This is a genomic window from Shinella sp. WSJ-2 (assembly GCF_003432075.1).
Lineage (GTDB): Bacteria > Pseudomonadota > Alphaproteobacteria > Rhizobiales > Rhizobiaceae > Shinella.
Genome location: NZ_QWBU01000001.1, coordinates 539,363 through 564,615, shown reverse-complemented (window position 1 = coordinate 564,615; position 25,253 = coordinate 539,363). Strand labels below are relative to the sequence as shown.

Here is a 25,253-nt window from a genome sequence, read left to right as displayed (position 1 = left end):
GTTCCCTGCGGTTGTTGGTCTCTGGGCGCTCTGTGTCGCCTTGGCCACCGTCTTGCCAAAGCTAGTCATCCGCTGGCGGGTTGGTATATACCCCGAGAGAGGTATTTTATCCGTAAATTGGCTATGGGAGGAGTATACCCGAGCAGCGGCGGTAAACGCCTCCTGCGGCCAAAATCGGGGAGCGAAAACGCCATGCGGGTCGATTTCACGGCATTTTTCCGGTCGCTTGCGGATTGGACCAGCAATGCGGAGCATTCCGACCGGCAAGCGGGCGAAACGCTGCTGGCCATGATGCACGCGCTCGTGCGCTTCGACGATATCGTTATTTTCGCCTATCGCGACAAGGCGCGGCCGATCGACCTGTTCAGCACCTTCGAGGCCGAGGATCACAATATCTTCGTGACGCTTTATCAGGCCGGCCCCTATCTGCTCGATCCATTCTTCCATACCACGCGCGCCGGACGCTCCGGCGTTTTCCGCATGCGCGAGCTCGCACCCGACCGCTTTTTCTCGAGCGAATATTATCGAACCTACTACTCGCAGACCCGTCTTGCGGAAGAACTCGGCTTCTTCGTGCCGGTGGGAGATGGCGTAACGGTGGTGGTATCCCTGATGCGTCGCGAGAAGACCGGTGTCTTTCCGGCGCAGGAATTCGTGCTGCTCAACGATGCCGAACCCTTCGTCGCAGCCTTCGTGCGGCAGGCCTGGAGCGATCTCGCCCGGCGTTTCGCCGAGACGGGGCAGGGGCGTGGCCGGCGCAGCGAGCCGGTCAGCGAGGCCGACAAGGTATGGCGCAAGCTCAACCTCACCGACCGCGAGGCGTCGATCATCGAACTGGTTTTGCAAGGCCATTCCTCGGAATCGATCGGCCTCAAGCTTGATATCTCCACCGGCACGGTGAAGGTCCACCGGCGCAACGTCTATCGCAAGCTCGGCATCTCCTCGCAGATCCAGCTGCTGTCGATCTATCTCAAGAACATCCAGGGGTAGGTACCAAAAGAAAAGCCCGGCATCGCTGCCGGGCTCCCCGCGTCTTTTCAAAGGCTTGCCGTCGAATCCTTGCGAACTGATTCCGGCCGTTCACATGTCGATTCAGGCGACGGTAGCGAGCGCTACTTTGGCGCGGGCATCGATGATCTGGCGCGCGGCGTGGGCGGCTTCCTTGCCCTTGATGACGAAATGGTCGCGGAAGAAGGCGATATGGGCTTCCGATTCCTGGAAATTGTGCGGGGTGAGCACGGCCGAGAGCACCGGCACGTTGGTGTCGAGCCCGACGCGGACGATGGCATCGACGACGGTGCCGGCGACGAAGTCATGGCGGTAGATGCCGCCGTCGACGACGAGGGCGACGCCGAGGATGGCGGAATACTGGCCGGTGCGGGCGAGGAGCTTCGCATGCAGCGGGATTTCAAGCGCGCCGGGCACGTCGATCACATCAACGTCTTCCGCGCGGCCGCCGAGGGCTGCCCATTCGGCGACGAAAGAATCGACCGCCTGATCGACGATGCCGGCATGCCAGCGGGCACGGAGGACAGCGATCCGGGAGGAGGGGGTGGCATTCGCATTCATGTATAAGGCCTTTCAAGGGTTGAGCCATTTTTCAACGGTCCCCTTGGGCGAACACGCAGGCATTCCGCCTGACTGGCGGTCGTCCTGCTTGCTCTCTTCCATCCGGACTGTAACCGTCGGCCCCGGCATCGCACCGGATCTGCTGACCCTTCCATTCGCGAAAGGCGCTTGCGGGCTCCCGGATCGCTCCGGATACCGCCGGTGGGGATTTTCGCCCCGCCCTGAGAACGATGGAAGATTAACGAGCAATCGCCCGCGGATCAAATCCGCGGGCGACGCAAAAACGGCAATTCACGACAGATTTTTCCAAGTCTCGGGAAAGACTTGGAAAATGTTCATTTTTGCCGCGCAATTCCGGACGCAAAACCGTTGCACACTTTTGCTGGAATTGCTCAGTCGCGGATGATCAACAGGTCGGTTGCGGTGAAGCGCAGGGTCGCGGTCTCGCCGACGGCCGGCGGCACGAGGCCGGGGCTGTTGAACATGTCGAAGGAGATGACGGATGGGCCGACCTTCATGCGGGTGCGGATGACCGAGCCGAGGAAGTTGGAGGAGATGACCTCGCCGGTCAGCGCGGTATCGCCCTTGGCGTCGGGGGCAATCGAGCCGGCCTCAGGGCGCAGGGCCAGCGAGATCGTGTCGCCGGCCTTCACGGCGCCGAGCGGCTCGCGCAGCGTCACGCCCTGGTCGCCGATCGAGACGCGGTTCGAGGCGGGATCGACGACCTTGGCTTCGATGAGGTTCAGCGTGCCGACGAAGTTGGCGACGAAGCGGGTGGCCGGGCGGTTATAGATTTCGGCCGGTGCGCCGATCTGATCGGCCTTTCCGGCATTCATGACCACAATACGGTCGGAGATCGACAGGGCCTCTTCCTGGTCATGCGTCACGAAGACCGTGGTGATGCCGAGCTGCTGCTGGATCATGCGGATTTCTTCGCGCAGCGAAACGCGGATCTTGGCATCGAGCGCCGAGAGCGGTTCGTCGAGCAGCAGGACCTGCGGCTTGGGGGCGAGCGCGCGTGCAAGCGCCACGCGCTGCTGCTGGCCGCCGGACATCTGGTAGGGGTAGCGGTCGGCGAGGTGATCGAGCTTGATGAGGCCGAGCATTTCCTTGACGCGCTGGTCGATCTCGGCCTTCGGGCGGCCGGCGACCTTGAGGCCGAAGGCGACGTTTTCGGCGACGTTCATGTTGGGGAACAGCGCATAGGCCTGGAACACCATGCCGATGTTGCGCTGGTTGGGGCGAAGGTTCGCCTGGCTCTTGCCGTTGATGGTGATCGTGCCGCCGGAGGGCGTCTCGAAGCCGGCGATCATGCGCAGGACCGTGGTCTTGCCGCAGCCCGACGGCCCGAGGAAGGAGACGAATTCGCCCTTCTCGATGGCCATGTTGAAGTCTTTCACGACCTGCACGGGGCCGAAGGACTTCTGGATGCTGGTGAGGTTGAGGAAGCTCATGGAAGGTCCTTAGGCGGGGCTTTGCGCGCCCTTCTGGAAGCGGGAAACAAGCTGGATCAGGCCGAGGCAACCCCAGGTCAGCGCGAACGACATGACCGCGAGTGCTGCCGGCTCATAGGCGCGGTTGGCACCGAGCAGCTGCATGTAAGGGCCGAAGGCCGGACGATTGAGGAGGGCCGCCATGGTGAACTCGCCGATGACGATGGCGAAGGTCAGGAAGGCGCCGGAGAGAACCGCGACCAGCACGTTCGGCAGGATGATCTTGGCAAGGATTGTCGTCCACCCGGCGCCGAGGCTTTGGGCGGCTTCCGTCAACGTCGCGATGTCGATCGAGCGCAGGCCGGTATCGACGGAGCGGTACATATAGGGCAGCGCCAGCGTCGCATAGCCGAACATCAGTAGGATGTTCGTGCCGGTCGTCGTGCCGGTGAGCGGCAGCCAGCTCGAGGTGTTGTAGAGCCTGATATAGCCGAAGACGATGACGATGGCCGGGATGACCAGCGGCAGCAGCGTGACGAACTCGATATAGGGGCGCAGGCCCGGCAGTTTCAGCCGTACCCAATAGGCGGTGGGCACGACGAGCAGCACGCCGAAGACGATGGTCGCGAGCGCCATCAGGATCGAATAGGTGAACGTCTCCTGGAAGCGCGGATCGCCGAGCACGACGGCATAGGCATCCAGCGAATAGACGCCGCGGCGCATCTTCAGCGAGAAGTTGGTCATGCCGACGAGCGGCAGGATGAAGTAGAGCAGCCCGAAAATGAGGGCGCCCCAGGCCCAGAACTTCTTCATTTAAGCCACCTTTCGCTGCGGGCGCGCAGCCAGATGTAGATCGTGTTGGCAATGCCCGTGACGACGATCATGCCGAAGGCGAGCGCGTAGCCGAGATGCGGGTTGCCGAGCACGTCGCCGCGAATCTGTGCGAAGAGCAGGATCGGCACGATGTTGAGCGAAGAGCCGGTGAGCGCGATTGCCGTGGCGACGGCGCCGAAGGCATTGGCGAAGAGAAGCGCCAGCGTGCCGAGGAAGGACGGCAGCAGGATCGGGAAGGCGACCATGCGCCAGTACTGCGCATTGGTGGCGCCGAGGATCTGGGCTGCCTCGCGCCATTCGCGCTTCAGGCCGTCGAGGGCCGGCGTGATGATGAGGATCATCAGGGGGATCTGGAAGAACAGGTAGGTGACCGTCAGGCCCCAGAAGGACAGGATGTTGAAGCCGAGCGCACGCAGGTCGATGCCGACCTGCGTCTTCAGGAATACCGTGAGCAGGCCGACCGGGCCGAGCGTTGCGAGAAACGCGAAGGCGAGCGGCACGCCGGCGAAGTTGGAGGCGACGCCGGAAAAGGTCAGAAGCGGGCCGCGGATCCATTTCGGCAGGCCGCCGAGGACGGCGGCGGCAGCGACCGCAAAGCCGATCAGGCAGCCGAGCAGGGCGGATGCGATGGAGATCTTGATCGAGATCCAGTAGGCCGAGAGGATCGACGTCGTGAAGAGGCCCCGGATGTTTTCCAGGGTAAAGCTGCCCTCGGGTGTCTGGAACGCCCCGATGACGATGCGCATCGTCGGCATGATCAGGAACAGCAGGACGAAGATCGCGAACGGCGCCGCGCCAAGCCAATGCAACGGGAGGCGGAAAGGCTCCCGTGCCGGCGGTCTGGCGGCTGAACTGTCTGATGACATTAAGAAAACCTCTGGTGGGTTGCCGTCATTGGCATACCGCAATCGTCGCCCCGGCCAACGAGCCGGGGCGACGAAGGATGTCGTTTACTGAACGTTCGCGCCGACGACCTTGTCCCATTCCGCGGTGACGGCAGCCTTGTTGGCATCGACTTCCTCGAGCGTCGGGAAGTAGGCCTTTTCATAGGATGCTGCCGGCGGCAGGGCGTCGATCAGGTCCTGCGGAACCTTGCCGGCCTTGACCATGGCGTTGAAGCGGGCCGGGTGGCAATAGCCCTTCAGCCAGCCGAGCTGACCTTCGTCGGAATAGAGGTGTTCCATCCACAGCTTGGCAGCGTTCGGGTGCGGCGCGTAGGCCGAAATCGCCTGAACGTAGACGCCGGCGAGAACGCCGGAGGCGGGAACGACGACTTCCGTCGGCGGGTTGCCGTTAAGCGTCTTGGCCCAGCCGAGCGCGTTGTAGTCCCAGGCAACGACGATCGGGGTCGAGCCCTGGGCGAGCGTGCCCGACTTGCCGATGACCGGAACGAAATTGCCGGCCTTGTTCAGCTCGGCGAAGTAGCCGAGGCCAGCTTCACCGGCTTCCTTGCCAGCCTTCGCACCCTTGCCGAGGCCGGCGGCGAGAACAGCGAGGATGGCCTGGTTGGAGGCGCGCGGGTCACCGGCGAGCGCGACCTGACCGGAATATTCAGGCTTCAGGAGGTCAGCCCAGTCCTTCGGCGTGTTGGCCACGAGGTCCTTGTTCACGAGGAAGGACATCACACCGTAATAGTCGCCGTACCAATGGCCGTCGGCGTCCTTGATGGTGTCCGGAATTTCGTCCCAGGTGGAGACCTTGTAGGGCTGGGTCAGGCCTTCGGCCTTGGCCTGTGGGCCGAAGGCGAGACCGACGTCAATCACGTCGGGCGACTGCGGGCCCTTGTTGTCCTTATTGGCCTTGATGGCTTCGATTTCGTCGGCCGAGCCGGCATCCGGGTTCAGTTCGTTGACCTGGATTTCCGGATACTTCGCCTTGAAGGAGGCGATGACGTCACCGTAGCCGCACCAGTCGTGCGGCAGAGCGATCGTCGTCAGCATGCCTTCCTTCTTGGCAGCTTCGATCAGCTCGGCGCTCGGCTCGGCGAAAGCGAGCGACGGCAGCGCGATCGCAAGCGCGGTGGAGAGCGAAAGCAGACGTTTCGTAGATGACATCACGGGTGTTCTCCTTTGGTGTGTCAGTCAACTTCGGCGAAGCTGATACTGCGGGCATATGAACGTTATGTGACAGTTTTGTTTCGGTTTTTTCGTATGACTGTCAGGACTTGCCGGGGACCTCCGGCCGGGGTTTGCGAAAAAGCCGGCTGGCCTCGAAGAGGCCCTCCAACGTTTTCATTCGGTCGCTGGTTTCCTCCCAGCCCGAGCTCTGCACGGCTTCGATCAGCGCCTCAACGATGAACAGCGTCACGACGGACGAGTCCCAGGCCGAGGGCGCCTCGATATGCACGCGAAAGACTTTTGCAGCGGCCTTGGCGACGGGGGAGGCCCACTGATCGGTGAAAAGCACGATTTCCACACCGCGCTCGCGCGCCGCGCGGCCGAGCGTTTCCATCTCCTGCTCGTAGCGCCTGATATCGAAGATCACCAGCACGTCGCCGGCCTTCATGTTCAGCACGTAATGCGGCCAGGAACTGGGATTGGAGGCGATCTGCGTGACGTTCGGCCGGATGACCTGGAGATGGGTGAACAGGTAGTCGGCCAGCGCCTTCGTGATGCGTCCGCCAATGATGTAGATGCTGCGCTGGCGATCGGCGAGAAGGGCGGCGGCGCCGTCGAATTCCGCGGTTTCCACCTGCGAGAGCGTCTGGCGCAGGTTGGTCATGATCGCGTCGGCGAAGCGGTTGAGGATGTGCGTGCCGGGCGCATTGGCAGCCCAGCGATCGTGTTTGGTGATCGGGCTCGACAGCGTGGCTTCCAGCTCGTGGTGCAGGCGGGCCTGGAAATCCGGGAAGCCGCGGAAGCCGAGCTTTTGCACCATGCGCGCAACCGTCGGCGTCGACACGCCAGCGTTTTCCGCCACCGTCGTGATGGAGCCGAGGCCGGAGACGGGATAGTTGTCGAGCAGCGATGCGGCGAGCTGCTTTTCGGCGCGTGTTAACGCGTCAAAATGCGCACCGATCACATCCGACACCGTCATGGATGCTTGGTTGAGCGTCAAATTATTCCCCTGCGCCCCGGTCTTTGCCGGGGTTTTTCAAGATAAAACGCGCTGTCACAATTCGAGTCAAATGTTTTTTTGAAGAGATTTTTTCACAACCCCGTTGACAGCGGCAAATCCGTGAAGAATTCTTTTCATTAACGAAAAAAGCCGGTCGAGGGGATCAGGCTATGGGAATTCTGACTGGAGAGGAGGGCGACCCCGTCGCCCTCGAAAACGTGTCTGCCCGCGGCCGGATCATTCTCGTCTGCGAGCACGCGTCGCGTCTTCTGCCCAAATCGCTTGGCACGCTCGGCCTCTCGCAGGAGGCGCTGGCGAGCCACATCGCCTGGGATCCTGGTGCGCTCGCCGTTGCCCGCCGCATGGCGAAAAGCCTCGACGCGACGCTGGTTTTCCAGCGCTTTTCCCGCCTCGTCTATGATTGCAACCGCCCGCCGGAATCGCCGGCCGCCATGCCGGAAAAGAGCGAGGTCTTCGACGTGCCCGGTAATGCCGGGCTCGACCAGGCGGCGCGTGATGCCCGCACCGAAGCGCTTTACCTGCCGTTCCGCGACACGCTCGCCGATCTCGTAAAGAGCCGCATCGCCGAGGGCAGGGCGCCGGTCATCGTGACCATGCACAGCTTCACGCCCGTCTATTTCGGCAAGCCGCGAGAGGTCGAGATCGGTATCCTGCACGATGCCGACACGCGCATTGCCGACGGCATGCTGGCGGCCGCCAAGTCGGCGGGTCTTTATACCGTTCGCCGCAACGAGCCTTATGGGCCGGAAGACGGTGTGACGCACACGCTTCGGGAGCATGGCCTGGCAAACGGTCTGCCCAATGTGATGATCGAGGTCAGAAACGACCTCATCCGAGACGAAGTCGGCCAGGGGGTCGTGGCCGACTATCTGGCGGGATTGCTCACCGAGAGCCTTCCTGCCGCATAATCAAGAAAAAGACCCGGGGAGCGGCATGGCCGCGGCGCATATCCCACGCATTTCGTGGGCCTCAGACACAGGCGGCCCCCGGCAATTCCGCCCGGGACCAGTCGATACAGGGGAAAAACATGTCAGATTATTCCGATAACGATAAACATGAGGATATGCAGGTCCTGCATTCCATGGGATACGCGCAGGAACTCGAACGGCGCATGAGCCAGTTCTCGAACTTTGCCGTTTCCTTCTCGATCATTTGCATTCTCTCCGGCGGCATCAACTCGCTGGCGCAGGCCACATCGGGCGCGGGGGGCGCCGCGATCGGCATCGGCTGGCCGGTCGGTTGCTTCGTTTCCCTCGTCTTCGCCGTCGCCATGGCGCAGATCAGCTCGGCATACCCGACGGCCGGCGGCCTCTATCACTGGGGTTCGATCCTCGGCAACCGTTTCACCGGCTGGCTGACCGCCTGGTTCAACCTGCTCGGCCTCGTCACCGTGCTCGGCGCCATCAATGTCGGCACCTACTACTTCTTCATGGGCTCCTTCGGCACTCCGTATTTCGGCATGGAAGACACGACCGTCACCCGGATCATCTTCCTGGCGGTCATCACCGGCGCGCAGGCCCTCGTCAACCACATGGGCATCGGCCTCACCGCCAAGCTCACCGACTTCTCCGGTTACCTGATCTTCGCGACGTCGATCCTCTTGGCCATTGTCTGCCTCGCGGCTGCCGACAGCTACGATATCGGCCGCCTCTTCACCTTCTCCAACTTCTCAGGCGCGGCCGGCGGCAATGTCTGGCCGGAAAACTCGGGCACCTGGGTGTTCCTGCTCGGCCTGCTCCTGCCGATCTACACGATCACCGGCTATGACGCCTCGGCCCATACCTCGGAAGAAACCGTCAAGGCAGCCCATTCGGTGCCGCGCGGCATGGTCTCCTCCGTCCTCTGGTCGGCGCTGTTCGGCTATATCATGCTGTGCTCCTTCGTGCTGATGATCCCGGCTTCCGCCACGCTTGCCGACGGCACGACGACGGACGGCATGACGGCTGCCGCCGCGCAGGGCTGGAATGTCTTCTTCTGGGCGATGGACACCCAGGTGAACCCGGCGATCAAGGATGTGCTCTACTTCCTCATCCTGGTCTCGCAGTGGCTTTGCGGTCTTGCCACCGTCACTTCGGTGTCGCGCATGATCTTCGCCTTCTCGCGTGACGGCGGCCTGCCGTTCTCGCGCGGCCTGTCGAAAGTCAGCCCGAGCTACCGCACGCCGGTCGCCGCCATCTGGACCGGCTCAATCCTCTCGGTTCTGTTCGTCTGGGGCTCATCGCTCGTCTCGATCGGCGAAACGCCCGTCTACACCGTCGTCGTGTCCTGCACGGTCATCTTCCTGTTCTTCTCCTTCGCGATCCCGATCGCGCTCGGCCTCTTCGCGTGGGGCACCTCGAAGTGGGACAAGATGGGTCCGTGGAACCTCGGCGAGGGCGTCTTCAAGTTGTTCGCCGTCCTGTCGGTCATTGCTATGGCGCTGATCTTCATCCTCGGCATCCAGCCGCCGAACGATTGGGCGCTCTACATCACCGTCGGCTTCCTCGTCCTGACCGCGATCATCTGGTTCGGTCTTGAAAGCCGCCGCTTCAAGGGCCCGCCGATCGGTGACGAAGTCATCCGCCGCAAGGCCGAGATCGCCGCTGCCGAAAAGGCTGTCGGCCAGGTCTGATCCTGTTGAATAGCGCGGGGGCCGCGCCTGCGGCCCCCGTTTCCATTTCCGACCGATGCGCGGCACAAGCCGGGCACATTGCTGGGACCAACGACCATGAGCATGACCTATACATTCGATGACCTGAAGAAGGATGTTGCCGAGGGCCGCATCGACACCGTTCTCGCCTGCCTCGTCGATATGCAGGGCCGCCTCATGGGCAAGCGCTTCCAGGCGGAGTATTTCGTCGAAAGCGCCTATGAAGAAACGCATAGCTGCAACTATCTGCTGGCCACCGACATGGAGATGGAGACCGTCTCCGGCTATAAGTCGACGAGTTGGGCCGCCGGCTACGGCGACTACACGATGAAGCCGGACCTCGCCACGCTGCGCAAGCTGCCCTGGCTGGAAGGCACGGCCCTCGTGCTCTGCGACGTGCTCGACCACCACACCCACGCGGAAGTGCCGCATTCGCCGCGCGCCATCCTCAAGAAGCAGGTCAAGCGTCTGGAGGCCATGGGCCTCAAGGCGTTCATGGCCAGCGAGCTGGAATTCTTCCTCTTCGACCAATCCTTCGACGATGCCCGCGAGAGCGGCTATCGGGACCTGCGCCTCGCCTCGGGCTACAACGAGGACTATCACATCTTCCAGACCACCAAGGAAGAGGACGTAATGCGCGCGCTGCGCAACGGCCTGCAGGGCGCCTGCATTCCCGTCGAAAACTCCAAGGGCGAGGCTTCGGCCGGCCAGGAGGAAATCAACGTGCGCTATGCCGAAGCCCTTACGATGGCCGACCGGCATTCGATCATCAAGAACGCGACCAAGGAAATCGCCTGGCAGCGCGGCAAGTCGGTGACGTTCCTCGCCAAGTGGAACTATTCCGCCGCCGGCTCCTCCTCGCATATCCACCAGTCGCTGTGGACGCTCGACGGCAAGGTAGCGAAGTTCTTCGACAAGGATGCCAAATACGGCATGTCCGACCTGATGCGGAACTATGTCGCCGGCCTGCTCGCCCATGCCAGCGAGATCACCTACTTCCTCGCGCCTTACATTAATTCCTACAAGCGGTTCGTCGCTGGCACTTTCGCGCCGACCAAGGCCGTCTGGAGCAAGGACAACCGCACGGCCGGCTACCGCCTGTGCGGCGAGGGCACCAAGGGCATCCGCATCGAATGCCGCGTCGGCGGCTCGGATCTCAACCCCTATCTTGCCATGGCGGCGCTGATCGCGGCCGGCATTGCGGGTATCGAAGAGAAGCTGGAGCTTGAGGCGCCCTTCGTCGGCGACGCTTATGGCGGCAAGGACATCCGCGAGATCCCGAAGACGCTGCGCGGCGCTTCCGCCGCGTTGCAGAACTCCAAGATGCTGCGTGAAGCCTTCGGCGACGACGTGGTCGATCACTATGTTCGCGCTGCCGAATGGGAGCAGGAAGAGTACGATCGTCGCATCACCGATTGGGAGGTGGCGCGCGGCTTCGAGAGAGCGTAAGGCTCAAGCCAGTCAAAGCCGAACCGGCCCCGGCTCATAACCCTCCAGGGATATTTGCCGCGCGGCTGGATCGGCTATTGTCCGGCGCAAAAATTCATATCGGAAACAGGAAGTCGATCATGACTGTGATCAAATGCATATCCCCCGTGGATGGCTCGGTTTATGCCGAGCGTGAGGCGATGCCTCTGGCCGCCGCTCAGGACGCCGTGGCCCGCGCCAGAAAGGCGCAGAAGGCCTGGGCGAAGCGTCCGCTGGAAGACCGTATCCAGCTCGTGCTGAAGGGTGTTGCCCGGGTCAACGAGATGGCCGATGAGATCGTGCCTGAGATCGCCTGGCAGATGGGCCGCCCGGTCCGCTACGGCGGCGAGTTCAAGGGCTTCAACGAGCGTTCCAACTACGTCGCCGAGATCGCCGGTTCGTCGCTGGCGCCGATCGTCATCGAGGATAGTGCCAAGTTCGAGCGCCGCATCGAGCGTGAAGCGCATGGCGTCGTCTTCGTCATCGCGCCGTGGAACTATCCCTACATGACGGCGATCAACACGATTGCGCCTGGGCTGATGGCCGGCAATGTCGTCATCATCAAGCATGCCGCCCAGACGCTGCTGGTCGGCGAGCGTCTCGTGCGCGCCTTCAACGAGGCCGGCGTGCCGGAAGACGTCTTCCAGAACGTCTTCCTCGACCATGATACGACCTCGGCGCTGATCGCGGCCAACTCGTTCGATTTCATCAACTTCACCGGCTCCGTCGAAGGCGGCCGCGCCATCGAGCGCGCCGCTGCCGGCACCTTCACGCCCGTCGGCCTCGAACTGGGCGGCAAGGACCCGGGCTACGTCATGGAAGACGCGGACCTCGACGCCGCCGTCGATACGCTGATGGATGGCGCGACCTACAATTCGGGTCAGTGCTGCTGCGGTATCGAGCGCATCTACGTCAACGAGAACCTTTACGACGAATTCGTCGAGAAGTCGGTCGCCTGGGTCTCCAACTACAAGCTCGGCAACCCGCTCGATCCGGAAACCACGCTCGGCCCGATGGCGCACAAGCGTTTCGCCGCGACGGTTCGCGCGCAGATCGCCGACGCCGTGTCGCGTGGCGCCAAGGCGCTGGTCGATCCCAAGCTGTTCCCGGCCGATGACGGTGGTGCCTATGTCGCTCCGCAGATCCTCGTCGATGTCGATCACTCCATGGAATTCATGAAGGAAGAGACCTTCGGTCCGGCTGTCGGCATCATGAAGGTGAAGAATGACGCCGAAGCGCTCGCGCTGATGAACGATTGCAAATACGGCCTCACCGTCTCGCTGTGGACGAAGGATTCGGATCGCGCGGCCACTATCGCCCGCGACCTCGAAACCGGCACCGTGTTCCAGAACCGCGCCGACTACCTTGACCCGGCACTCTGCTGGACCGGCGTGAAGGAAACGGGCCGCGGCGGCTCGCTCTCCGTCATCGGCTTCCACAACCTCACCCGTCCGAAATCCTACCACTTCAGGAAAGCATAATGTCCATCACCGCCAACTGGAGCTACCCGACAGCCATCAAGTTCGGGGCAGGGCGCATCGCCGAACTTGCCGATCACTGCAAGGCCGTCGGCATGAAGAAGCCGCTGCTGGTCACCGACCGCGGCCTCTCCACCATGCCGATCACCAAGAACGCGCTCGACATTCTCGAAGCCGCCGGCCTCGGCCGGGCGATGTTCGCCGAAGTCGATCCGAATCCGACCGACAAGAATCTCGCGGACGGCGTGAAGGCCTTTAAGGACGGCGGCCATGACGGCGTCGTCGCCTTCGGCGGCGGCTCGGGCCTCGACCTCGGCAAGGCCATCGCCTTCATGTCCGGCCAGACGCGCCCCGTCTGGGACTTCGAGGACATCGGCGACTGGTGGACCCGCGCCAACCCGGCCGGCATCGCGCCGATCGTCGCCGTGCCGACCACCGCCGGCACCGGCTCGGAAGTCGGCCGCGCTTCGGTCGTCACCAATTCCGAGACGCACACCAAGAAGGTCATCTTCCACCCGAAGATCCTTCCCTCGGTGACGATCTGCGATCCGGAACTGACGGTCGGCATGCCGAAGGTCATCACGTCGGGCACCGGCATGGACGCCTTCGCCCATTGCCTCGAAGCCTATTGCTCGCCGTTCTACCACCCGATGAGCCAGGGCATCGCGCTCGAAGGCATGCGCCTCGTCAAGGAATACCTGCCGCGCGCCTATAAGGACGGCACGGATATCGAAGCCCGCGCCCATATGATGTCGGCGGCCGCCATGGGCGCCGTCGCCTTCCAGAAGGGCCTGGGCGCGATCCACTCGCTGTCGCACCCGGTTGGCGCGATCTACAACACGCATCACGGCATGACCAATGCCGTCGTGATGCCGCCGGTGCTGACCTTCAACCGCCCGGCCATCGAGGCGAAGATCAACAGCGCTGCCGCCTATCTCGGCATTGCCGGCGGCTTCGATGGTTTCTTCGAATACGTGCTGCGCCTGCGCGAAGAACTCGGCGTGCCGGACAAGCTCTCGGCGCTCGGCGTTGGCACGGATCGCATCGACGAAATGTCGGAAATGGCCATCGTCGACCCGACGGCCGGCGGCAACCCGGTGGAACTGACGCTCGACGCGGCCAAGCGCCTCTTCGTCGAGTGCATCTGAGTTCGGTGAGTTGATTTTCGGGGCGGCGGTCAATCGACCGCCGCCCCGATTTTTTATGACAATGGTTACCAATTGCGTCGCATGATGTCTGTCATCAGAATGTCATGCGACTGTCATGATTTGCCCGCTCCCGGTGCAACCAGACGGTCCGAGGCGGCGGTAGTGCAATGGCTGTCATATCGGTAGCGAACGTCAAGGGTGGCTCGGGCAAGACCACGGCAGCGGTCTTGCTGGCGACGGAATTCGTCGCGCGCGGCGAACGCACCGCCCTTCTCGATTGCGACGACCTGAAGCTTGCCGCCGACTGGGCGCGCACGGCGCGGCTCGGCGAGGGGCTGACATTGGTCGATGCGCTTGCCGTTTCCAATCTCGCCGGGTACCTCAAGGCGCTGCGCGCCACGCACGCGCATATCGTCATTGATCTCTCGGGCGCGCGCGACGCGCTCGTCGCCTTCGCCGCCGGGCTTTCCGATCTCGTTCTGGTGCCGGTGCAGGGCTGTGCAATGGACAGCCGCGGGGCCGCGCATGTGCTGGAACTCATCGATCTCGTCAGCGCCAATTCGCACAAGCCGATCAATCGTGCGGTCGTGCTGTCGCGCGTCAATCCGCTGGTGACCACCCGTGCGCTGCGCAGCGTGAAGGCCCTGCTGTACGGAGCGAAAATCCCCGTCATCGGCACGCCGGTCATCGAGCGCGCCGCGTTTCGCGACATGTTCGAGACGGGCGGGACGCTCTATTCGATTGCCGCTGGCCGGACCAGCAATCTCGACAAGGCGATCCTCAACATGCAGGCTCTTGCGGACGAGGTGCTGCGCTTTGCTGCGGCGGAAGCGGGCCGGAAGCCTCAGGCGCGGGCCGAGGCCGGCGCTCCCTTGCGGACAGTCCAGCTTGCAATAGCCGCTCCTGCGCCCTGAATTCTTACCGTTAACAATTGACAGAAGCGCGGAAAATGCCGGTTGTCCAGGCTTTTTCTTCGCTGATGTCCATTTTACCGAGCGGTCTCATTAATCTTCGCGATCCGCAAATTTCCATTTCGTTAACCATCTTTTGAAAGATTTGATTAAGCGGGTGCCATCTCCACCGGGGCGCCTGACGAGAGCGATGAGCAGGCTCGAAAGCATTTTACGAGGACAGACATGCCAGTCATCACATTTGCCAATGCCAAGGGCGGTGCGGGCAAGACCACCGCAGCGCTCATCCTGGCCACCGAGCTTGCAGGCCAAGGGCACCGCGTCACCATTCTCGATGCGGATCCGCAGCGCTGGATCAGCCACTGGCACGAGATTTCCGGCCGCCAGCGCAACATCGTCGTGATCTCCGAAGTCTCCATGGCCTCCCTCCAGTGCCATATCCGCGAGAACCGCGATACGACGGATTATTTCATCATCGACCTCGCCGGCGCTCGCGATGCGCTGGTCGCGACCGCCATCGGCCTGTCCGATCATGTGATGATCCCGGTGCAGGGCTGCGCGATGGATGCGCGGGGCGGCGCACAGATCCTCGAACTCCTGAAGCAGCTCGACGAGAAAGCCGGCATCCGCATCAACCATTCCGTCGTGTTGACCCGTATGAACGCCATGGTGACGACCCGCGCGATGACGGCGATCAAGTCGCTTTTGTCCGCCCGTGGTGTGACGGTCCTTGATACGCCGATCGCCGAGCGCACCGCCTTCCGCGATATTTTCGACTGTGGCGGCACGTTCTATTCGATGGATCCGGCCAAGGTGAGCAACCTCGACAAAGCGCGCGAAAACGCCCGTCTCTTTGCCGAGGAGGTGCTGCGCCTCATGCCGTCGCGCAAGCGCGTCGCCACCGAGCGGGGCTTCTTCCGGACGATCCAGCGCGCGGCATAAGCGGCTGGACTTGATGACTGTCAGAAACGGCTGCGACCAATGGCGCAGCCGTTTTCTTGAATAAAAGCAAAGCTGGTAATGAACATTTTACCATGCCCCACCTAGGGATATGGCATCGGAAAGCTTGTTCCCATGGACCCATGACGGGTCGCGGGCGTGACGATGCCTTTGGTATTGCCGGCCTGCTGAACGATCGTCGCTTTCTCCTCTTGCCGCCAGGACTTTCAGCATGAAGCCAGCCTCCGGGACCGCCAGCCAGAACCACGACATCGCCCGCCGCCTGGATTATCTCGGCCTCGATGAGGCCGCGCTGAAGCGCCTGCGCAGCCTCAAACCCTTTATAGAAAAGGAACTGGGGCCGGCGCTCGACAAGTTCTACGGTGTCGTGCGCAAGAGCCCGGAGGTCAATCACCTCTTCTCCAACGATGCGCATATCGACCGCGCCAAGAATGCGCAGCTCGGCCATTGGGCGAATATCGCCGCTGGCGATTTCACGCGTGATTATGCCGCCAAGGTCCAGACGATCGGCCATGTGCATGCCCGCATCGGGCTGGAGCCGCGCTGGTATATCGGCGGCTACGCGCTGATCGTCGAACATCTCCTTACGGAAGCCGTCAAATCGCTCTGGCCGAAGGGCGGCCTTTTCTCGCGGCGGGAGATCGAACCGGAAGAATTCGCGGCGCGCTTCTCTAGCTTGCTCAAGGCGATGTTCCTCGACATGGACCTGTCGATCTCCGTCTATATGGACACATCCGATGTCACCAAGCAGCAGGCAGTGCAGGCGCAGGTGCTGGCCGAAGAGCGCAGGCTCGTCAGCGACAGTTTCGGCGCCGCACTGAAGCGCATTTCGGATGGCGACTTGACAGCGCGCATCACCGGTGCGCTGCCGGAGGCCTATGAGACCCTGCGCGACGACTTCAACCACGCCATCTCCACGCTGTCACAGACGATCGGCAATATCGGCGTCGGCGCCGGCTCGATCCATCTGAGTGCGCAGGAGATTGCCGCGGCCTCTGACGACCTCGCCAAGCGCACCGAGCGGCAGGCGGCCAATCTCGAGGAAACGGCGGCGGCCGTTGAGGAAGTCACCACCACCGTGCGCCAGACGGCGCAGAGCGCCAACGAGGCGAATGCGCTGGTGCAGGCTGCACGCGGCAACGCCGAGCGCAGCGGCGAGGTGGTGGCGCAGGCGATCACCGCCATGGGCGAAATCCAGGCCTCATCCTCGACCATCGCCAATATCATCGAGGTGATCGACGAGATCGCTTTCCAGACCAACCTTCTGGCGCTGAATGCCGGCATCGAGGCAGCACGTGCGGGAGAGGCGGGTCGCGGCTTTGCCGTCGTCGCCTCGGAAGTGCGCGCACTCGCCCAGCGTTGCGCCGATGCGGCCAAGGATATCCAGAACCTCATCGCCAAGTCGCATGGCCAGGTCGAGGATGGCGTGCGCTCGGTCAACGAGGTTGCGGATTCTCTCAGGCTCATCGTGACGCAGGTTGTGGAAGTCAGCAGCGTCTTCGATACCATCCGCTCCAGCACAGCGGAGCAGGCGACGGGCCTGCAGGCCGTCAACCAGGCCGTCAACGCCATGGACCAGATCACCCAGCAGAACGCTGCCATGGTAGAAGAGGCCAATGCGGCGAGCCAGGCCCTGACGCAGGAGGCCGCCTCCATCGCCGCCCAGCTCAGCGCCTTCCGCACCGGCGGCACTGCCCAGCCGGCGAAGGGTTCCGGATACAGTCGCGCGGCATAAGCCGTCTTTATAAAACCAAGCAAAAGGCCGGGCGGTTCTGGCCGGCCTTTTGTTTTGAGGTTCGCCAATCGGGAGCCGGGAAACGAAAAAAGCCGGCCCAATGGACCGGCTTCGTCTTTGGTTGATGGCAACGTCTCAGTCGACGAATTCGACCGTCACGCCCGCGCTCGTCATCTTGGCAAGTTCGGTGGCGTCCCAGTTGGTCAGGCGGATACAGCCATGGCTCTGGGTCTTGCCGATCTTCGACGGTTCCGGTGTGCCATGAATGCCGTAGGTCGGCTTGGAGAGCGCGATCCACACGGTACCGACCGGGCCGTTCGGGCCGGGTTGCAGGGTCAGTACCTTGTTGTTGGCGCCCTGCTGGAAGTTGATCTTCGGGTTATAGGTGTAGCCAGGGTTCAGCGCGATGCGCTCGACCGTGACCAGACCGGACGGTGAAGGCGTATCGGCCGAGCCGATGCTGGCCGGATAGGCGGCGATCAGCGTGCCGGTTTCATCATAGGCGAGAACCTGCTTGCGGCCCTTGTCGGCGAGGATTTTCGCGACCTTGCCGGTCTTGGGCGTGCCGGTGTCGATGACCTTGACGATCGTACCGGGGATCGTGAAATCGACGCCCGGATTGATCTCCTTGAGATAGGCCTCGTCCATATGGAATTTCTCGGCCAGCATTTCGGTGGTCGAGGTGTAGGAGAGGTGCGGCAGCGCGGCCTTCTGGGCGTAATCTTCCGGGATCGACGCAACATAGGGGCCGGCGGCGTCCGCCGCGGTAATCTCATAGGTCGTGAAGGCCATGCCGCCGGACAGGCGCAGCCGCTCCAGGATGTCGTCGGCATTGTTCGGATCGAGCGTCTCGCCCGTCGCGTTCTGCCAGGCCTCGATCGCCTTGGTGACGTTCGAGCCCTTCTTGCCGTCGATCACGCCCGGCGAGAAGCCTTCGCGATCGAGAAACACCTGAAGGGCCGTGATCTCGGCGGATGACATCTTGCCGAGCGCTGTCGCCGGTTGGAACTTCGGGCCGGGCACGAATTCGGCGTTCGGGTCCGTGGTCTCTGGCAGGGCGGCGCTGTCGTCGGTGCCGTTGGAAAAGTCGGGCATCTGCTGCGAATTGAAGTCGGCATCGGGCAGCGTCTGGCGCTCGATGTCACCCGGTAGCGCCTCGCGCATTTCCGGCACGGAGCTGGTGGTCAGGTCGTCGCCGAAATCGGACGAGGGGGCGGGCGGGAAATAATCCGGATTGGTTTCCGGATAGCCGCTGACCTCGCGATAGCGGTCGCGGCGAGGATTGTTGTTGCGCGCGAAATAGCGGTCGGCCGGCATGGCGGTGGCGACGACGCTACCCCAATTATCGACGAGAACCGTGTTGCCGCGGCTGTCGCGTGCCCAGCGCACGCTGCCGTCGTTGGGGATATAATCGAGAATATCGCCTTCCGGCGAGACGAGGACCGTATCGCGGGTGGACTGCTGTGCATGCGCAGGCGCCAAAGCGATTCCCGTGAAGGATGCCGCCATAAGGAGCGAAATGCTTGTTCTCAATATAGAATTCACGACTTTTGACCTGCCAGCTTGCACATATCGCGCGGACGGAACACTTCAATTCAGACCTTAATATGGAAAAACTGAATCGATGGTGAACGTAACGTCAACGCTGCCTGCAAAAACTTGTGATCGGGCTTTTTGTGCCGGCTAAAAATTGTGTGCCGACAGCGGGCTAACGGTGGCGCGGGCAAAACGTTCCCATTAGCATGCCCCGCTCTATCGCCTTTTGCCGGAGTTTTGGATGACCTTCGCCCTGACCGCGGAAACGCCAGACCAGTCCTTTCGTCTCGAATTGACGCCACAGTCGGCGCTGGATGTCGGCAGCGCGCTCTTTCACGGCGTCGATCTCGCGCCGGGATCGGCCGTTCCCTCCGACGGCGATCCGCGCATCGACAAGGCGCTGCCGGGTTTCCTGTTCACCTGCGGACCGGATCATATCCGCCATCCGGTGCCGATCGAAGGCGCGACCGACGGCCGACGCTACCCGTTGCACGGCTCGCTCTCCTCCCATCCGGCGAAGGATATCCTGATCGAGGAGGACGAGGGCGAGGTGATCTGCGAAGGGCGTGTCGCCGTGTCGCTCGCCCATGGCGGTACGGCCGAACTGGTGCGCCGCTGGCGTGCCGACCGGCGCACCGGCCATATCACGCTCGACGATACCGTCTTCAACAGCGGCGAGAAGGCCTGGCCGCCGTTTGCCATGTACCACATCAATTTCGGCACCGGCCTTTTCGACGAGACCACGCGACTGACCGGCGCGATGCTGCCCGGTGGCAGCCTGCCGTGGCGCTTCGATGACGGCGACATGAAGATCTTCTGCGTGCCGGCGGCCGAGACGGCCGAGCATGGCTGGGCGGAAATCGCGATCGGGCCGATCGCGGCTCTCGACGGCCGCAGCATGGTCATCCGCTTCCGAACCGATACCTTGCCCTATCTTCAGGTCTGGCGGAACCAGTCGCCGGGCTGCGCCGTGCTCGGCATCGAGCCGGTTTCGCACCGCCTTGCGTCCCGCGAAGAGCTCATCGCCTCGGGTGAGGCAGAGGCATTTTCACAGGGAGAGAGCGTCGATTACGCCCTTTCCCTAGAAATCCGCTAGATTTTGCATGATTGACGCCTCTAAGGTGCGGGCTTAAACGGGAACGCACCAATTGCGAAAGGACCTGTCCATGGATATCCGTGAGATCAACGACGAATATTCCGTCTCCGGCCAGATCACCGTCGAGGACGTCGATGCGGTCGCCGCCATGGGCTTCAAGTCCATCGTCTGCCATCGTCCCGACCACGAAGAGGCCGGCCAGCCTGAATTTGCCGCCATTGCCGCCCGCGCGCAGGAGCTCGGCATCCAGACCGCCCATGTTCCCGTCGGCCCGATGGGCGTGACGGCGGAAGCCGTCAACGGCATGATGGATGCACTCGACGACCTGCCGCGCCCGATGCTCGGTTATTGCCGCTCCGGCATGCGCTCGACCAAGACCTACGAACAGGCCCAGCACCTTCGCGGTTGATCGGGAAAGGGGCGGTTTTCACCGCCCCTCGGAAATCACTTCCCGCTGCGGATATCTGAAAGCGTGCGCGTCGGCGTGATCGCTTCGGGGTCGAGTTTTACCTCGATGATCGCCGGCTTGCCGCTGGCGCGGGCGCGCAGGAAAGCAGCGGCAAAATCCTCCGTCTTTTCCACCGTCTCGCCGTGGCCGCCATAGGCGATGGCAAGGGCCGCGAAATCCGGGTTCGTCAGGTCCGTCGCGCTGACGCGGCCAGGATATTCCCGTTCCTGATGCATGCGGATCGTGCCGTAGATGCCGTTGTTCACGACGACGGTGATGATCGGCAGATTGTAGCGCACGGCGGTCGCGAATTCCTGACCATGCATCATGAAGCAGCCATCGCCGGCAAAGCAGATGACCTCACGCTCCGGGAAGAGCTGTTTGGCGGCAACGGCGGCCGGCAGGCCGTAGCCCATCGAACCGGATGTCGGCGCCGCCTGCGTGGCGAAACGGCGGAAGCGATGGAAACGGTGCACCCACGTCGCATAGTTGCCGGCGCCGTTGGCGAAGATCGTGTCGTCGGCGACATTGTCCTCGAGCCAGGCCATGATCGGGCCCATCTGCACGGCACCGGGACCGGCCATCGGGGGCGTGGACCATTTCAGGAAGGACTCGTGCATGGCGACGGTGCGGGCGGCCCAGCGCGGCGTGCTCTTCGGCGAGACGCCGTCAAGCGCTGCAACGAAATCCTCCGGCGCTGCGCAGATGGCGAGGTCCGGGCGATAGACGCGGCCGAGTTCGGACGGATCGGGATAGACATGCACCAGCTTCTGCGCGGGGTAGGGGCTTTGCAGCAAGCTATAGGTGGAGGACGGCATTTCGGAATAGCGGCCGCCGAGCAGCACGACGAGATCCGCCTCGCGGATTTCCTTGCCCAGCGCGGGGTTGATGCCGATGCCGCTATCGCCGGCATAGTTAGGGTGCTGGTGATCGAACAGCATCTGTCGGCGGAACGAACAGGAGACCGGCAGCGACCAGCGCTCGGCAAACTCCGTGAAGGCCGTGACGCTCTGCTCAGACCAGCGCGTACCGCCCAGAATGACGAGCGGCCGTTCGGCGGCTTCGAGCAGGCGTGTCAGTTCGGCGATCTGCTTGCGGCCGGGATGAGCCTCCACCGGCATATAGGCCTTCGGCTCGACCGTCTCGACCTCGTCCGTCAGCATGTCCTCCGGCAAAGCCAGCACGACGGGGCCGGGGCGGCCCGAGGTGGCGACGGCGAAGGCGCGGGTGACGAATTCCGGAATGCGGCGGGCATCGTCGATCTCCGCCACCCATTTGGCGACCTCGGTGAAGGCGCGGCGGTATTCCACCTCCTGGAACGCCTCGCGCTCGCGCGCATCGCGCTGCACCTGGCCGATGAACAGGATCATCGGAATGGAATCCTGCCGTGCGATATGCAGGCCGGCCGAGGCATTGGTGGCGCCCGGACCGCGCGTGACCATGCAGATGCCGGGCTCGCCCGTCAGGCGCCCCCAGCAATCGGCCATCATCGCAGCGCCGCCTTCCTGGCGGCAGACGAGCACGTCCACATCCGTGTCATGCAGCGCATCGAGCACCGCGAGATAGCTTTCGCCCGGCACGCAGGCGACGCGCTTGACGCCATTGGCAACGAGGGCGTCGACGATCAACTGGCCACCGGTCTTCATGCGCTTTTCTTTCCTGCTTCAAGCGTTGCGAGTTCCGCCATCACGGCATCGGTATGTTCGCCGAGCCGCGGGCTGGGGCGATCGTAGACGAGCGGCGTACCGGAGAAAACGATCGGTGTGCGTACACCGGGAATAAGATTGCCGTCGGCATCCGGCAGATCGACGCGCATGCCGCGCGCCTTGACCTGCTGATCGTCAAAAGTCTCGGCAATCGAATTGATCGGCCCGGCCGGCACGCCCTCTCGTTCGCAGGCATCGAGCAGTTCGGCCTTGCTGAGCGTGACTGTGGCTTCCGTGACGAGGCGGCGCACCTCGATCCGGTTTGCGACGCGGGCGCGGTTGGTGGCGAAACGCTCGTCTTCTGGCACACCTGTGAGTTTCAGGATACCGCACAGCTTGCGGAACTGCCCATCATTGCCCACCGCGAGGATGATATGGCCATCGGAGGCTGGCACCACCTCATAGGGCGAGATGTTCGGATGCGCATTGCCGAGCCGCGTTGGCGCCTTGCCGGAAGCGAGGAAGTTCATGTTCTGGTTTGCCATGACGGCGGACTGCACATCGAGCAGCGCCATGTCGACATGCTGGCCCTGGCCGGTCTTCATGACATGGATGAGCGCGGCCTGGATGGCGGTGACGGCATAGATGCCGGTGAAGATATCGGCAATCGCCACACCGGCCTTCATCGGTTCGCCGTCCGGCGCGCCCGTGACCGACATGAAGCCGGACATGCCCTGCACGATGTAATCGTAGCCGGCGCGGGCGGCATAGGGGCCATCCTGGCCGAAGCCGGTGACCGAGCAGTAGATGAGCTTCGGGTGCTTCTTTGCGAGGCTCTGGTAGTCCAGCCCGTATTTGGTGAGGCCGCCGACCTTGAAATTCTCGATGACGATATCGGCGGTCGCGATGAGGCGGTGAACGGTCTCGCGGCCTTCCTCGGTCTTCAGGTCGACGGTGATCGAGCGTTTGCCGCGGTTGGTGGAGTGGTAATAGGCGGCCGAAAGGTTCTCCCCGTCCTTGCCCATCACGAAGGGCGGACCCCAGGCACGCGTATCGTCACCGCCGTCGGGGTTTTCGATTTTAATGACGTCGGCGCCGAGATCGGCCAGCATCTGCCCGGCCCAAGGGCCTGCCAGAACGCGCGCCAGCTCGATGACCCTGATGCCCGACAGCGGCAGGTTCGACTTCTCCATCGTGTACTCCTCCTCGTGACCGGCGCAGACGGCCGACCGCCGGGCTTTCCTCCCGTTTTCCCTTGGATAACAAAAAGCCGGCAGGCACGAAAGCCGAAGGCCGGGAAGAGATCATGACGCCTGAGACTGACTTGATGCCTGCCAAAGCGGGCGCCAGCTGGCCTTTGTCAGATGGGGGCCGAGACGGGTGCCGCCGCCCCTGTCTTGTTGAGTTGCCGCTCACGCCAGATGACGTAGAGGCCCGATGCAATGATGATGGCGATGCCGAGCCATTTCAGCGCATCCGGCAGGTCGCCGAACACAAACCAGCCGAGGATCGTTGCCGAGACGATCTCGAGATATTGCAGCGGTGCGAGCGTCGAGGCGGGGGCCGAGCGGTAGGCATAGACGCCGAGCACGCCGGCAATGGTGGCCGCAACGGCGGCACCCGCGATATAGAGCGTGTGCTTCATGTCCGGCATGACCGGCGACAGGAAGGCGATGCCGGCGCGGCTGCCGAAGAAAAGCAGCAGGCCGGCAAAGAGCGCACCCCAGAGGCCGGCATAGAACTGCATGGACCACGGGTCCTCCTTTTGTGCGACAAGGCGCGTCAGAAGGAAGAACAGTGCCAGCGAAAAGGCCGCGACGACCGGCAGAAGTGCGATCCAGCCCACTTCCTGCAAGCTGGGCTGGATGACCAGCAGCGACCCGAAGAAGCCGACGCCGCAGGCCGAATAACGCCGCCAGCCGATGGTTTCCTTGAGGAAAATCGCGCCGAGAATGGTCAGGATGATCGGCTCGACGAAGAAGATGGCAATGGCATCGGCCACCTCCATTACCGCAAGCGGCGTGACGAAGCTGATCATGGTGACCGCCATCAGCAGGCCGCGGGCGGCATGCAGGCCCATCTTGCGCCAGGTCACGTCGAACAGCGTGCCGCGATAAAGACAGATCGGTCCCAGCACCGTCATCTGGAACAGCAGGCGCACGAAGGTGATCTCGGTTGCCGGAACGGCTGTCACCGCAAGCTTGGCGAAGATATCGATGATCGGCGAGATGAGCACCGAGAGCACCATGAGGAGGAGCCCGAAGCCGATCTCCTGGCGCGGCGGCGTGATGGCAGATGCGGTCATGTGTGTTCCGGAACCCGTCGCTTTTCGGCGGTGACCCGCCGGCACCAGCCGGCAAAGGCTTCGATGGCGGGATCGCGCAGGGCAGGGCTTTCGTTCAGCGTTTCGTGGCGCATTCCGCGATAGACCGTTGTCGTGACGTCCTCAAGCCGTGATTTTTTCAGTCGCCCGGCAAAAGCCAGCGTCGCCTTGCCGCCATCGGTGGCGGGATCTTCGTCCCCGCCGACGAGGTTGATCGGCAGGTTTTTCGGCAGCCGGGCAAGGCCCTCGTCCGAGGCATCGGCAAAGGTGACGGCGAAGATGTCGATCCACATGGAAACATTGATATCGAAGCCGCAGAGCGGGTCGGCGATATAGGCATCCACCTCGGCGGCCTCATGCGACAGCCAGTCGAAAGCGGTGCGGTGGCCGGCGATCTTGTTGCCCCAGGCGGCGAAGGTGAGGCGTGGCAGGATGCCGCTTGGCACGTCGGAGCCCTTCAGCATACGCTCGGCGGCGAGAACCACCTGGGCGATGCGCCCGGCAAAACCGGGTTCGAGATTGGAATTCCAGACGGCCAGCGCGTCGATATCGGCCGGGTGGGCCTCGGCGAAGGCAAGCGCCATGAGCCCGCCCATCGAATGGCCGAACAGCACGACCGGCAGGCCGGGATGGCGGGAAACCGCATGGTCGCGCACCGTGCGCATATCCGCGACCACCCGCGAAATACCGTCTCGCGGTGCAAACTGGCCGAGCGGCGCATCCGGCGCCGTGGTGAAACCGTGGCCGCGATGATCATGCGCATAGACATGCAGCCCTTCGCCCGCCATGCGCGCCGCGAAGGCGGCGTAGCGCGCACTGTGTTCGGCCAGGCCATGGCTCAAAAGCAGGATGCCGCGCGGTTCACCACGCGCCGCCTCGTGGCGTAGCGCGAGCGTGGCGCCGGTTGCGCTCTTGAGCGTCTCAACCTCTGAAAACACGGCCCATCCTCCACTTCCCTAGAG

Annotated in this window: 22 protein-coding genes and 1 riboswitch; of the genes, 11 read left to right on the top strand and 11 right to left on the bottom strand. The window is 63.1% G+C overall.

The genetic code is table 11. The features are described from left to right. Window positions 1-192: 192 nt before the first annotated feature. Window positions 193-990, top strand: a complete 798-nt coding sequence (locus D0Y60_RS02720) for a helix-turn-helix transcriptional regulator (protein WP_117366590.1) — start codon at window positions 193-195, stop codon at window positions 988-990. 102 nt (window positions 991-1,092) lie between these two features. Here D0Y60_RS02720 and D0Y60_RS02715 read toward each other — a convergent pair whose 3' ends face one another. From D0Y60_RS02715 to D0Y60_RS02690, 6 genes are all read right to left on the bottom strand, one after another. Next, a complete protein-coding gene (locus D0Y60_RS02715; protein WP_117366589.1) occupies window positions 1,093-1,569 on the bottom strand; it encodes a 6,7-dimethyl-8-ribityllumazine synthase in 477 nt (158 codons plus the stop codon). 86 nt (window positions 1,570-1,655) lie between these two features. Beyond that, window positions 1,656-1,802: riboswitch (FMN riboswitch) on the bottom strand. Window positions 1,803-1,961: 159 nt separating this feature from the next. Beyond that, window positions 1,962-3,023, bottom strand: coding sequence for an ABC transporter ATP-binding protein (locus D0Y60_RS02710; RefSeq protein WP_117366588.1), 1,062 nt, complete (start codon window positions 3,021-3,023; stop codon window positions 1,962-1,964). Between the two features lie 9 nt (window positions 3,024-3,032). Further along, complete coding sequence (locus tag D0Y60_RS02705) at window positions 3,033-3,815, bottom strand: ABC transporter permease (protein WP_117366587.1); 783 nt, start codon at window positions 3,813-3,815, stop codon at window positions 3,033-3,035. Further along, window positions 3,812-4,702, bottom strand: coding sequence for an ABC transporter permease subunit (locus D0Y60_RS02700; protein WP_117366586.1), 891 nt, complete (start codon window positions 4,700-4,702; stop codon window positions 3,812-3,814). Before D0Y60_RS02700 ends, D0Y60_RS02705 begins: the two co-directional genes overlap by 4 nt. An 84-nt stretch (window positions 4,703-4,786) precedes the next feature. Further along, window positions 4,787-5,893 (bottom strand): ABC transporter substrate-binding protein, encoded by a 1,107-nt coding sequence (locus D0Y60_RS02695; RefSeq protein WP_117366585.1) that lies wholly within the window; start codon window positions 5,891-5,893, stop codon window positions 4,787-4,789. A gap of 100 nt (window positions 5,894-5,993) precedes the next feature. Then, a complete protein-coding gene (locus D0Y60_RS02690; RefSeq protein WP_117366584.1) occupies window positions 5,994-6,893 on the bottom strand; it encodes a MurR/RpiR family transcriptional regulator in 900 nt (299 codons plus the stop codon). 170 nt (window positions 6,894-7,063) lie between these two features. Between D0Y60_RS02690 and D0Y60_RS02685 the strand changes: the two genes are divergently transcribed. The 8 genes from D0Y60_RS02685 (at window position 7,064) to D0Y60_RS02650 (ending at window position 17,242) form a co-directional block, all read left to right on the top strand. Beyond that, window positions 7,064-7,822: an N-formylglutamate amidohydrolase gene (locus D0Y60_RS02685; protein WP_117366583.1), complete on the top strand. Its 759-nt coding sequence runs from the start codon at window positions 7,064-7,066 to the stop codon at window positions 7,820-7,822. A gap of 119 nt (window positions 7,823-7,941) precedes the next feature. Continuing rightward, on the top strand, window positions 7,942-9,525 hold the full coding sequence (locus D0Y60_RS02680; protein WP_117366582.1) for an amino acid permease: 1,584 nt from the start codon (window positions 7,942-7,944) through the stop codon (window positions 9,523-9,525). 102 nt (window positions 9,526-9,627) lie between these two features. Further along, on the top strand, window positions 9,628-10,992 hold the full coding sequence (locus D0Y60_RS02675) for a glutamine synthetase family protein (protein WP_117367052.1): 1,365 nt from the start codon (window positions 9,628-9,630) through the stop codon (window positions 10,990-10,992). 119 nt (window positions 10,993-11,111) lie between these two features. After that, complete coding sequence (locus tag D0Y60_RS02670) at window positions 11,112-12,491, top strand: aldehyde dehydrogenase family protein (protein ID WP_117366581.1); 1,380 nt, start codon at window positions 11,112-11,114, stop codon at window positions 12,489-12,491. Beyond that, window positions 12,491-13,636 (top strand): iron-containing alcohol dehydrogenase, encoded by a 1,146-nt coding sequence (locus tag D0Y60_RS02665; protein ID WP_117366580.1) that lies wholly within the window; start codon window positions 12,491-12,493, stop codon window positions 13,634-13,636. The genes D0Y60_RS02670 and D0Y60_RS02665 overlap by 1 nt, the downstream gene beginning before the upstream one ends. Window positions 13,637-13,803: 167 nt before the next feature. Next, complete coding sequence (locus D0Y60_RS02660) at window positions 13,804-14,550, top strand: ParA family protein (protein WP_117366579.1); 747 nt, start codon at window positions 13,804-13,806, stop codon at window positions 14,548-14,550. Between the two features lie 222 nt (window positions 14,551-14,772). Next, window positions 14,773-15,489 carry a ParA family protein gene (locus D0Y60_RS02655; RefSeq protein WP_117366578.1) on the top strand — a complete coding sequence of 239 codons (717 nt, stop codon included), beginning with the start codon at window positions 14,773-14,775 and terminating at the stop codon, window positions 15,487-15,489. A gap of 229 nt (window positions 15,490-15,718) precedes the next feature. Then, complete coding sequence (locus D0Y60_RS02650; protein WP_117366577.1) at window positions 15,719-17,242, top strand: globin-coupled sensor protein; 1,524 nt, start codon at window positions 15,719-15,721, stop codon at window positions 17,240-17,242. Window positions 17,243-17,377: 135 nt separating this feature from the next. On the opposite strand, the gene D0Y60_RS02645 is transcribed toward D0Y60_RS02650, so the two are convergent. After that, a complete protein-coding gene (locus tag D0Y60_RS02645; RefSeq protein WP_117366576.1) occupies window positions 17,378-18,751 on the bottom strand; it encodes a L,D-transpeptidase in 1,374 nt (457 codons plus the stop codon). A gap of 268 nt (window positions 18,752-19,019) precedes the next feature. Between D0Y60_RS02645 and D0Y60_RS02640 the strand changes: the two genes are divergently transcribed. After that, window positions 19,020-19,874 (top strand): DUF4432 family protein, encoded by an 855-nt coding sequence (locus D0Y60_RS02640; protein ID WP_117366575.1) that lies wholly within the window; start codon window positions 19,020-19,022, stop codon window positions 19,872-19,874. Window positions 19,875-19,944: 70 nt separating this feature from the next. Continuing rightward, window positions 19,945-20,283 (top strand): TIGR01244 family sulfur transferase, encoded by a 339-nt coding sequence (locus tag D0Y60_RS02635; protein ID WP_117366574.1) that lies wholly within the window; start codon window positions 19,945-19,947, stop codon window positions 20,281-20,283. 35 nt (window positions 20,284-20,318) lie between these two features. Here D0Y60_RS02635 and D0Y60_RS02630 read toward each other — a convergent pair whose 3' ends face one another. The 4 genes from D0Y60_RS02630 to D0Y60_RS02615 all read right to left on the bottom strand — a co-directional run bounded on the left by D0Y60_RS02630 (window position 20,319) and on the right by D0Y60_RS02615 (window position 25,229). After that, window positions 20,319-21,968: a thiamine pyrophosphate-binding protein gene (locus tag D0Y60_RS02630; RefSeq protein ID WP_117366573.1), complete on the bottom strand. Its 1,650-nt coding sequence runs from the start codon at window positions 21,966-21,968 to the stop codon at window positions 20,319-20,321. Then, the gene (locus tag D0Y60_RS02625) at window positions 21,965-23,161 is read right to left on the bottom strand and encodes a CaiB/BaiF CoA-transferase family protein (protein ID WP_117366572.1); all 1,197 of its coding nucleotides are present in this window, start codon (window positions 23,159-23,161) and stop codon (window positions 21,965-21,967) included. The genes D0Y60_RS02630 and D0Y60_RS02625 overlap by 4 nt, the downstream gene beginning before the upstream one ends. A gap of 167 nt (window positions 23,162-23,328) precedes the next feature. After that, complete coding sequence (locus D0Y60_RS02620) at window positions 23,329-24,273, bottom strand: DMT family transporter (RefSeq protein ID WP_117366571.1); 945 nt, start codon at window positions 24,271-24,273, stop codon at window positions 23,329-23,331. Next, window positions 24,270-25,229, bottom strand: a complete 960-nt coding sequence (locus D0Y60_RS02615) for an alpha/beta hydrolase (RefSeq protein WP_117366570.1) — start codon at window positions 25,227-25,229, stop codon at window positions 24,270-24,272. Before D0Y60_RS02615 ends, D0Y60_RS02620 begins: the two co-directional genes overlap by 4 nt. Window positions 25,230-25,253 lie beyond the last annotated feature (24 nt).

Excerpts from the sequence above, each read along its gene's own strand:
- D0Y60_RS02720 (WP_117366590.1), top strand. The coding sequence starts at position 193 with ATGCGGGTCGATTTCACGGCATTTTTCCGGTCGCTTGCGGATTGGACC.
- D0Y60_RS02715 (WP_117366589.1), bottom strand. The coding sequence starts at position 1,569 with ATGAATGCGAATGCCACCCCCTCCTCCCGGATCGCTGTCCTCCGTGCC.
- D0Y60_RS02710 (WP_117366588.1), bottom strand. The coding sequence starts at position 3,023 with ATGAGCTTCCTCAACCTCACCAGCATCCAGAAGTCCTTCGGCCCCGTG.
- D0Y60_RS02705 (WP_117366587.1), bottom strand. The coding sequence starts at position 3,815 with ATGAAGAAGTTCTGGGCCTGGGGCGCCCTCATTTTCGGGCTGCTCTAC.
- D0Y60_RS02700 (WP_117366586.1), bottom strand. The coding sequence starts at position 4,702 with ATGTCATCAGACAGTTCAGCCGCCAGACCGCCGGCACGGGAGCCTTTC.
- D0Y60_RS02685 (WP_117366583.1), top strand. The coding sequence starts at position 7,064 with ATGGGAATTCTGACTGGAGAGGAGGGCGACCCCGTCGCCCTCGAAAAC.
- D0Y60_RS02680 (WP_117366582.1), top strand. The coding sequence starts at position 7,942 with ATGTCAGATTATTCCGATAACGATAAACATGAGGATATGCAGGTCCTG.
- D0Y60_RS02675 (WP_117367052.1), top strand. The coding sequence starts at position 9,628 with ATGACCTATACATTCGATGACCTGAAGAAGGATGTTGCCGAGGGCCGC.
- D0Y60_RS02670 (WP_117366581.1), top strand. The coding sequence starts at position 11,112 with ATGACTGTGATCAAATGCATATCCCCCGTGGATGGCTCGGTTTATGCC.
- D0Y60_RS02665 (WP_117366580.1), top strand. The coding sequence starts at position 12,491 with ATGTCCATCACCGCCAACTGGAGCTACCCGACAGCCATCAAGTTCGGG.
- D0Y60_RS02660 (WP_117366579.1), top strand. The coding sequence starts at position 13,804 with ATGGCTGTCATATCGGTAGCGAACGTCAAGGGTGGCTCGGGCAAGACC.
- D0Y60_RS02655 (WP_117366578.1), top strand. The coding sequence starts at position 14,773 with ATGCCAGTCATCACATTTGCCAATGCCAAGGGCGGTGCGGGCAAGACC.
- D0Y60_RS02650 (WP_117366577.1), top strand. The coding sequence starts at position 15,719 with ATGAAGCCAGCCTCCGGGACCGCCAGCCAGAACCACGACATCGCCCGC.
- D0Y60_RS02645 (WP_117366576.1), bottom strand. The coding sequence starts at position 18,751 with ATGGCGGCATCCTTCACGGGAATCGCTTTGGCGCCTGCGCATGCACAG.
- D0Y60_RS02640 (WP_117366575.1), top strand. The coding sequence starts at position 19,020 with ATGACCTTCGCCCTGACCGCGGAAACGCCAGACCAGTCCTTTCGTCTC.
- D0Y60_RS02635 (WP_117366574.1), top strand. The coding sequence starts at position 19,945 with ATGGATATCCGTGAGATCAACGACGAATATTCCGTCTCCGGCCAGATC.
- D0Y60_RS02630 (WP_117366573.1), bottom strand. The coding sequence starts at position 21,968 with ATGAAGACCGGTGGCCAGTTGATCGTCGACGCCCTCGTTGCCAATGGC.
- D0Y60_RS02625 (WP_117366572.1), bottom strand. The coding sequence starts at position 23,161 with ATGGAGAAGTCGAACCTGCCGCTGTCGGGCATCAGGGTCATCGAGCTG.
- D0Y60_RS02620 (WP_117366571.1), bottom strand. The coding sequence starts at position 24,273 with ATGACCGCATCTGCCATCACGCCGCCGCGCCAGGAGATCGGCTTCGGG.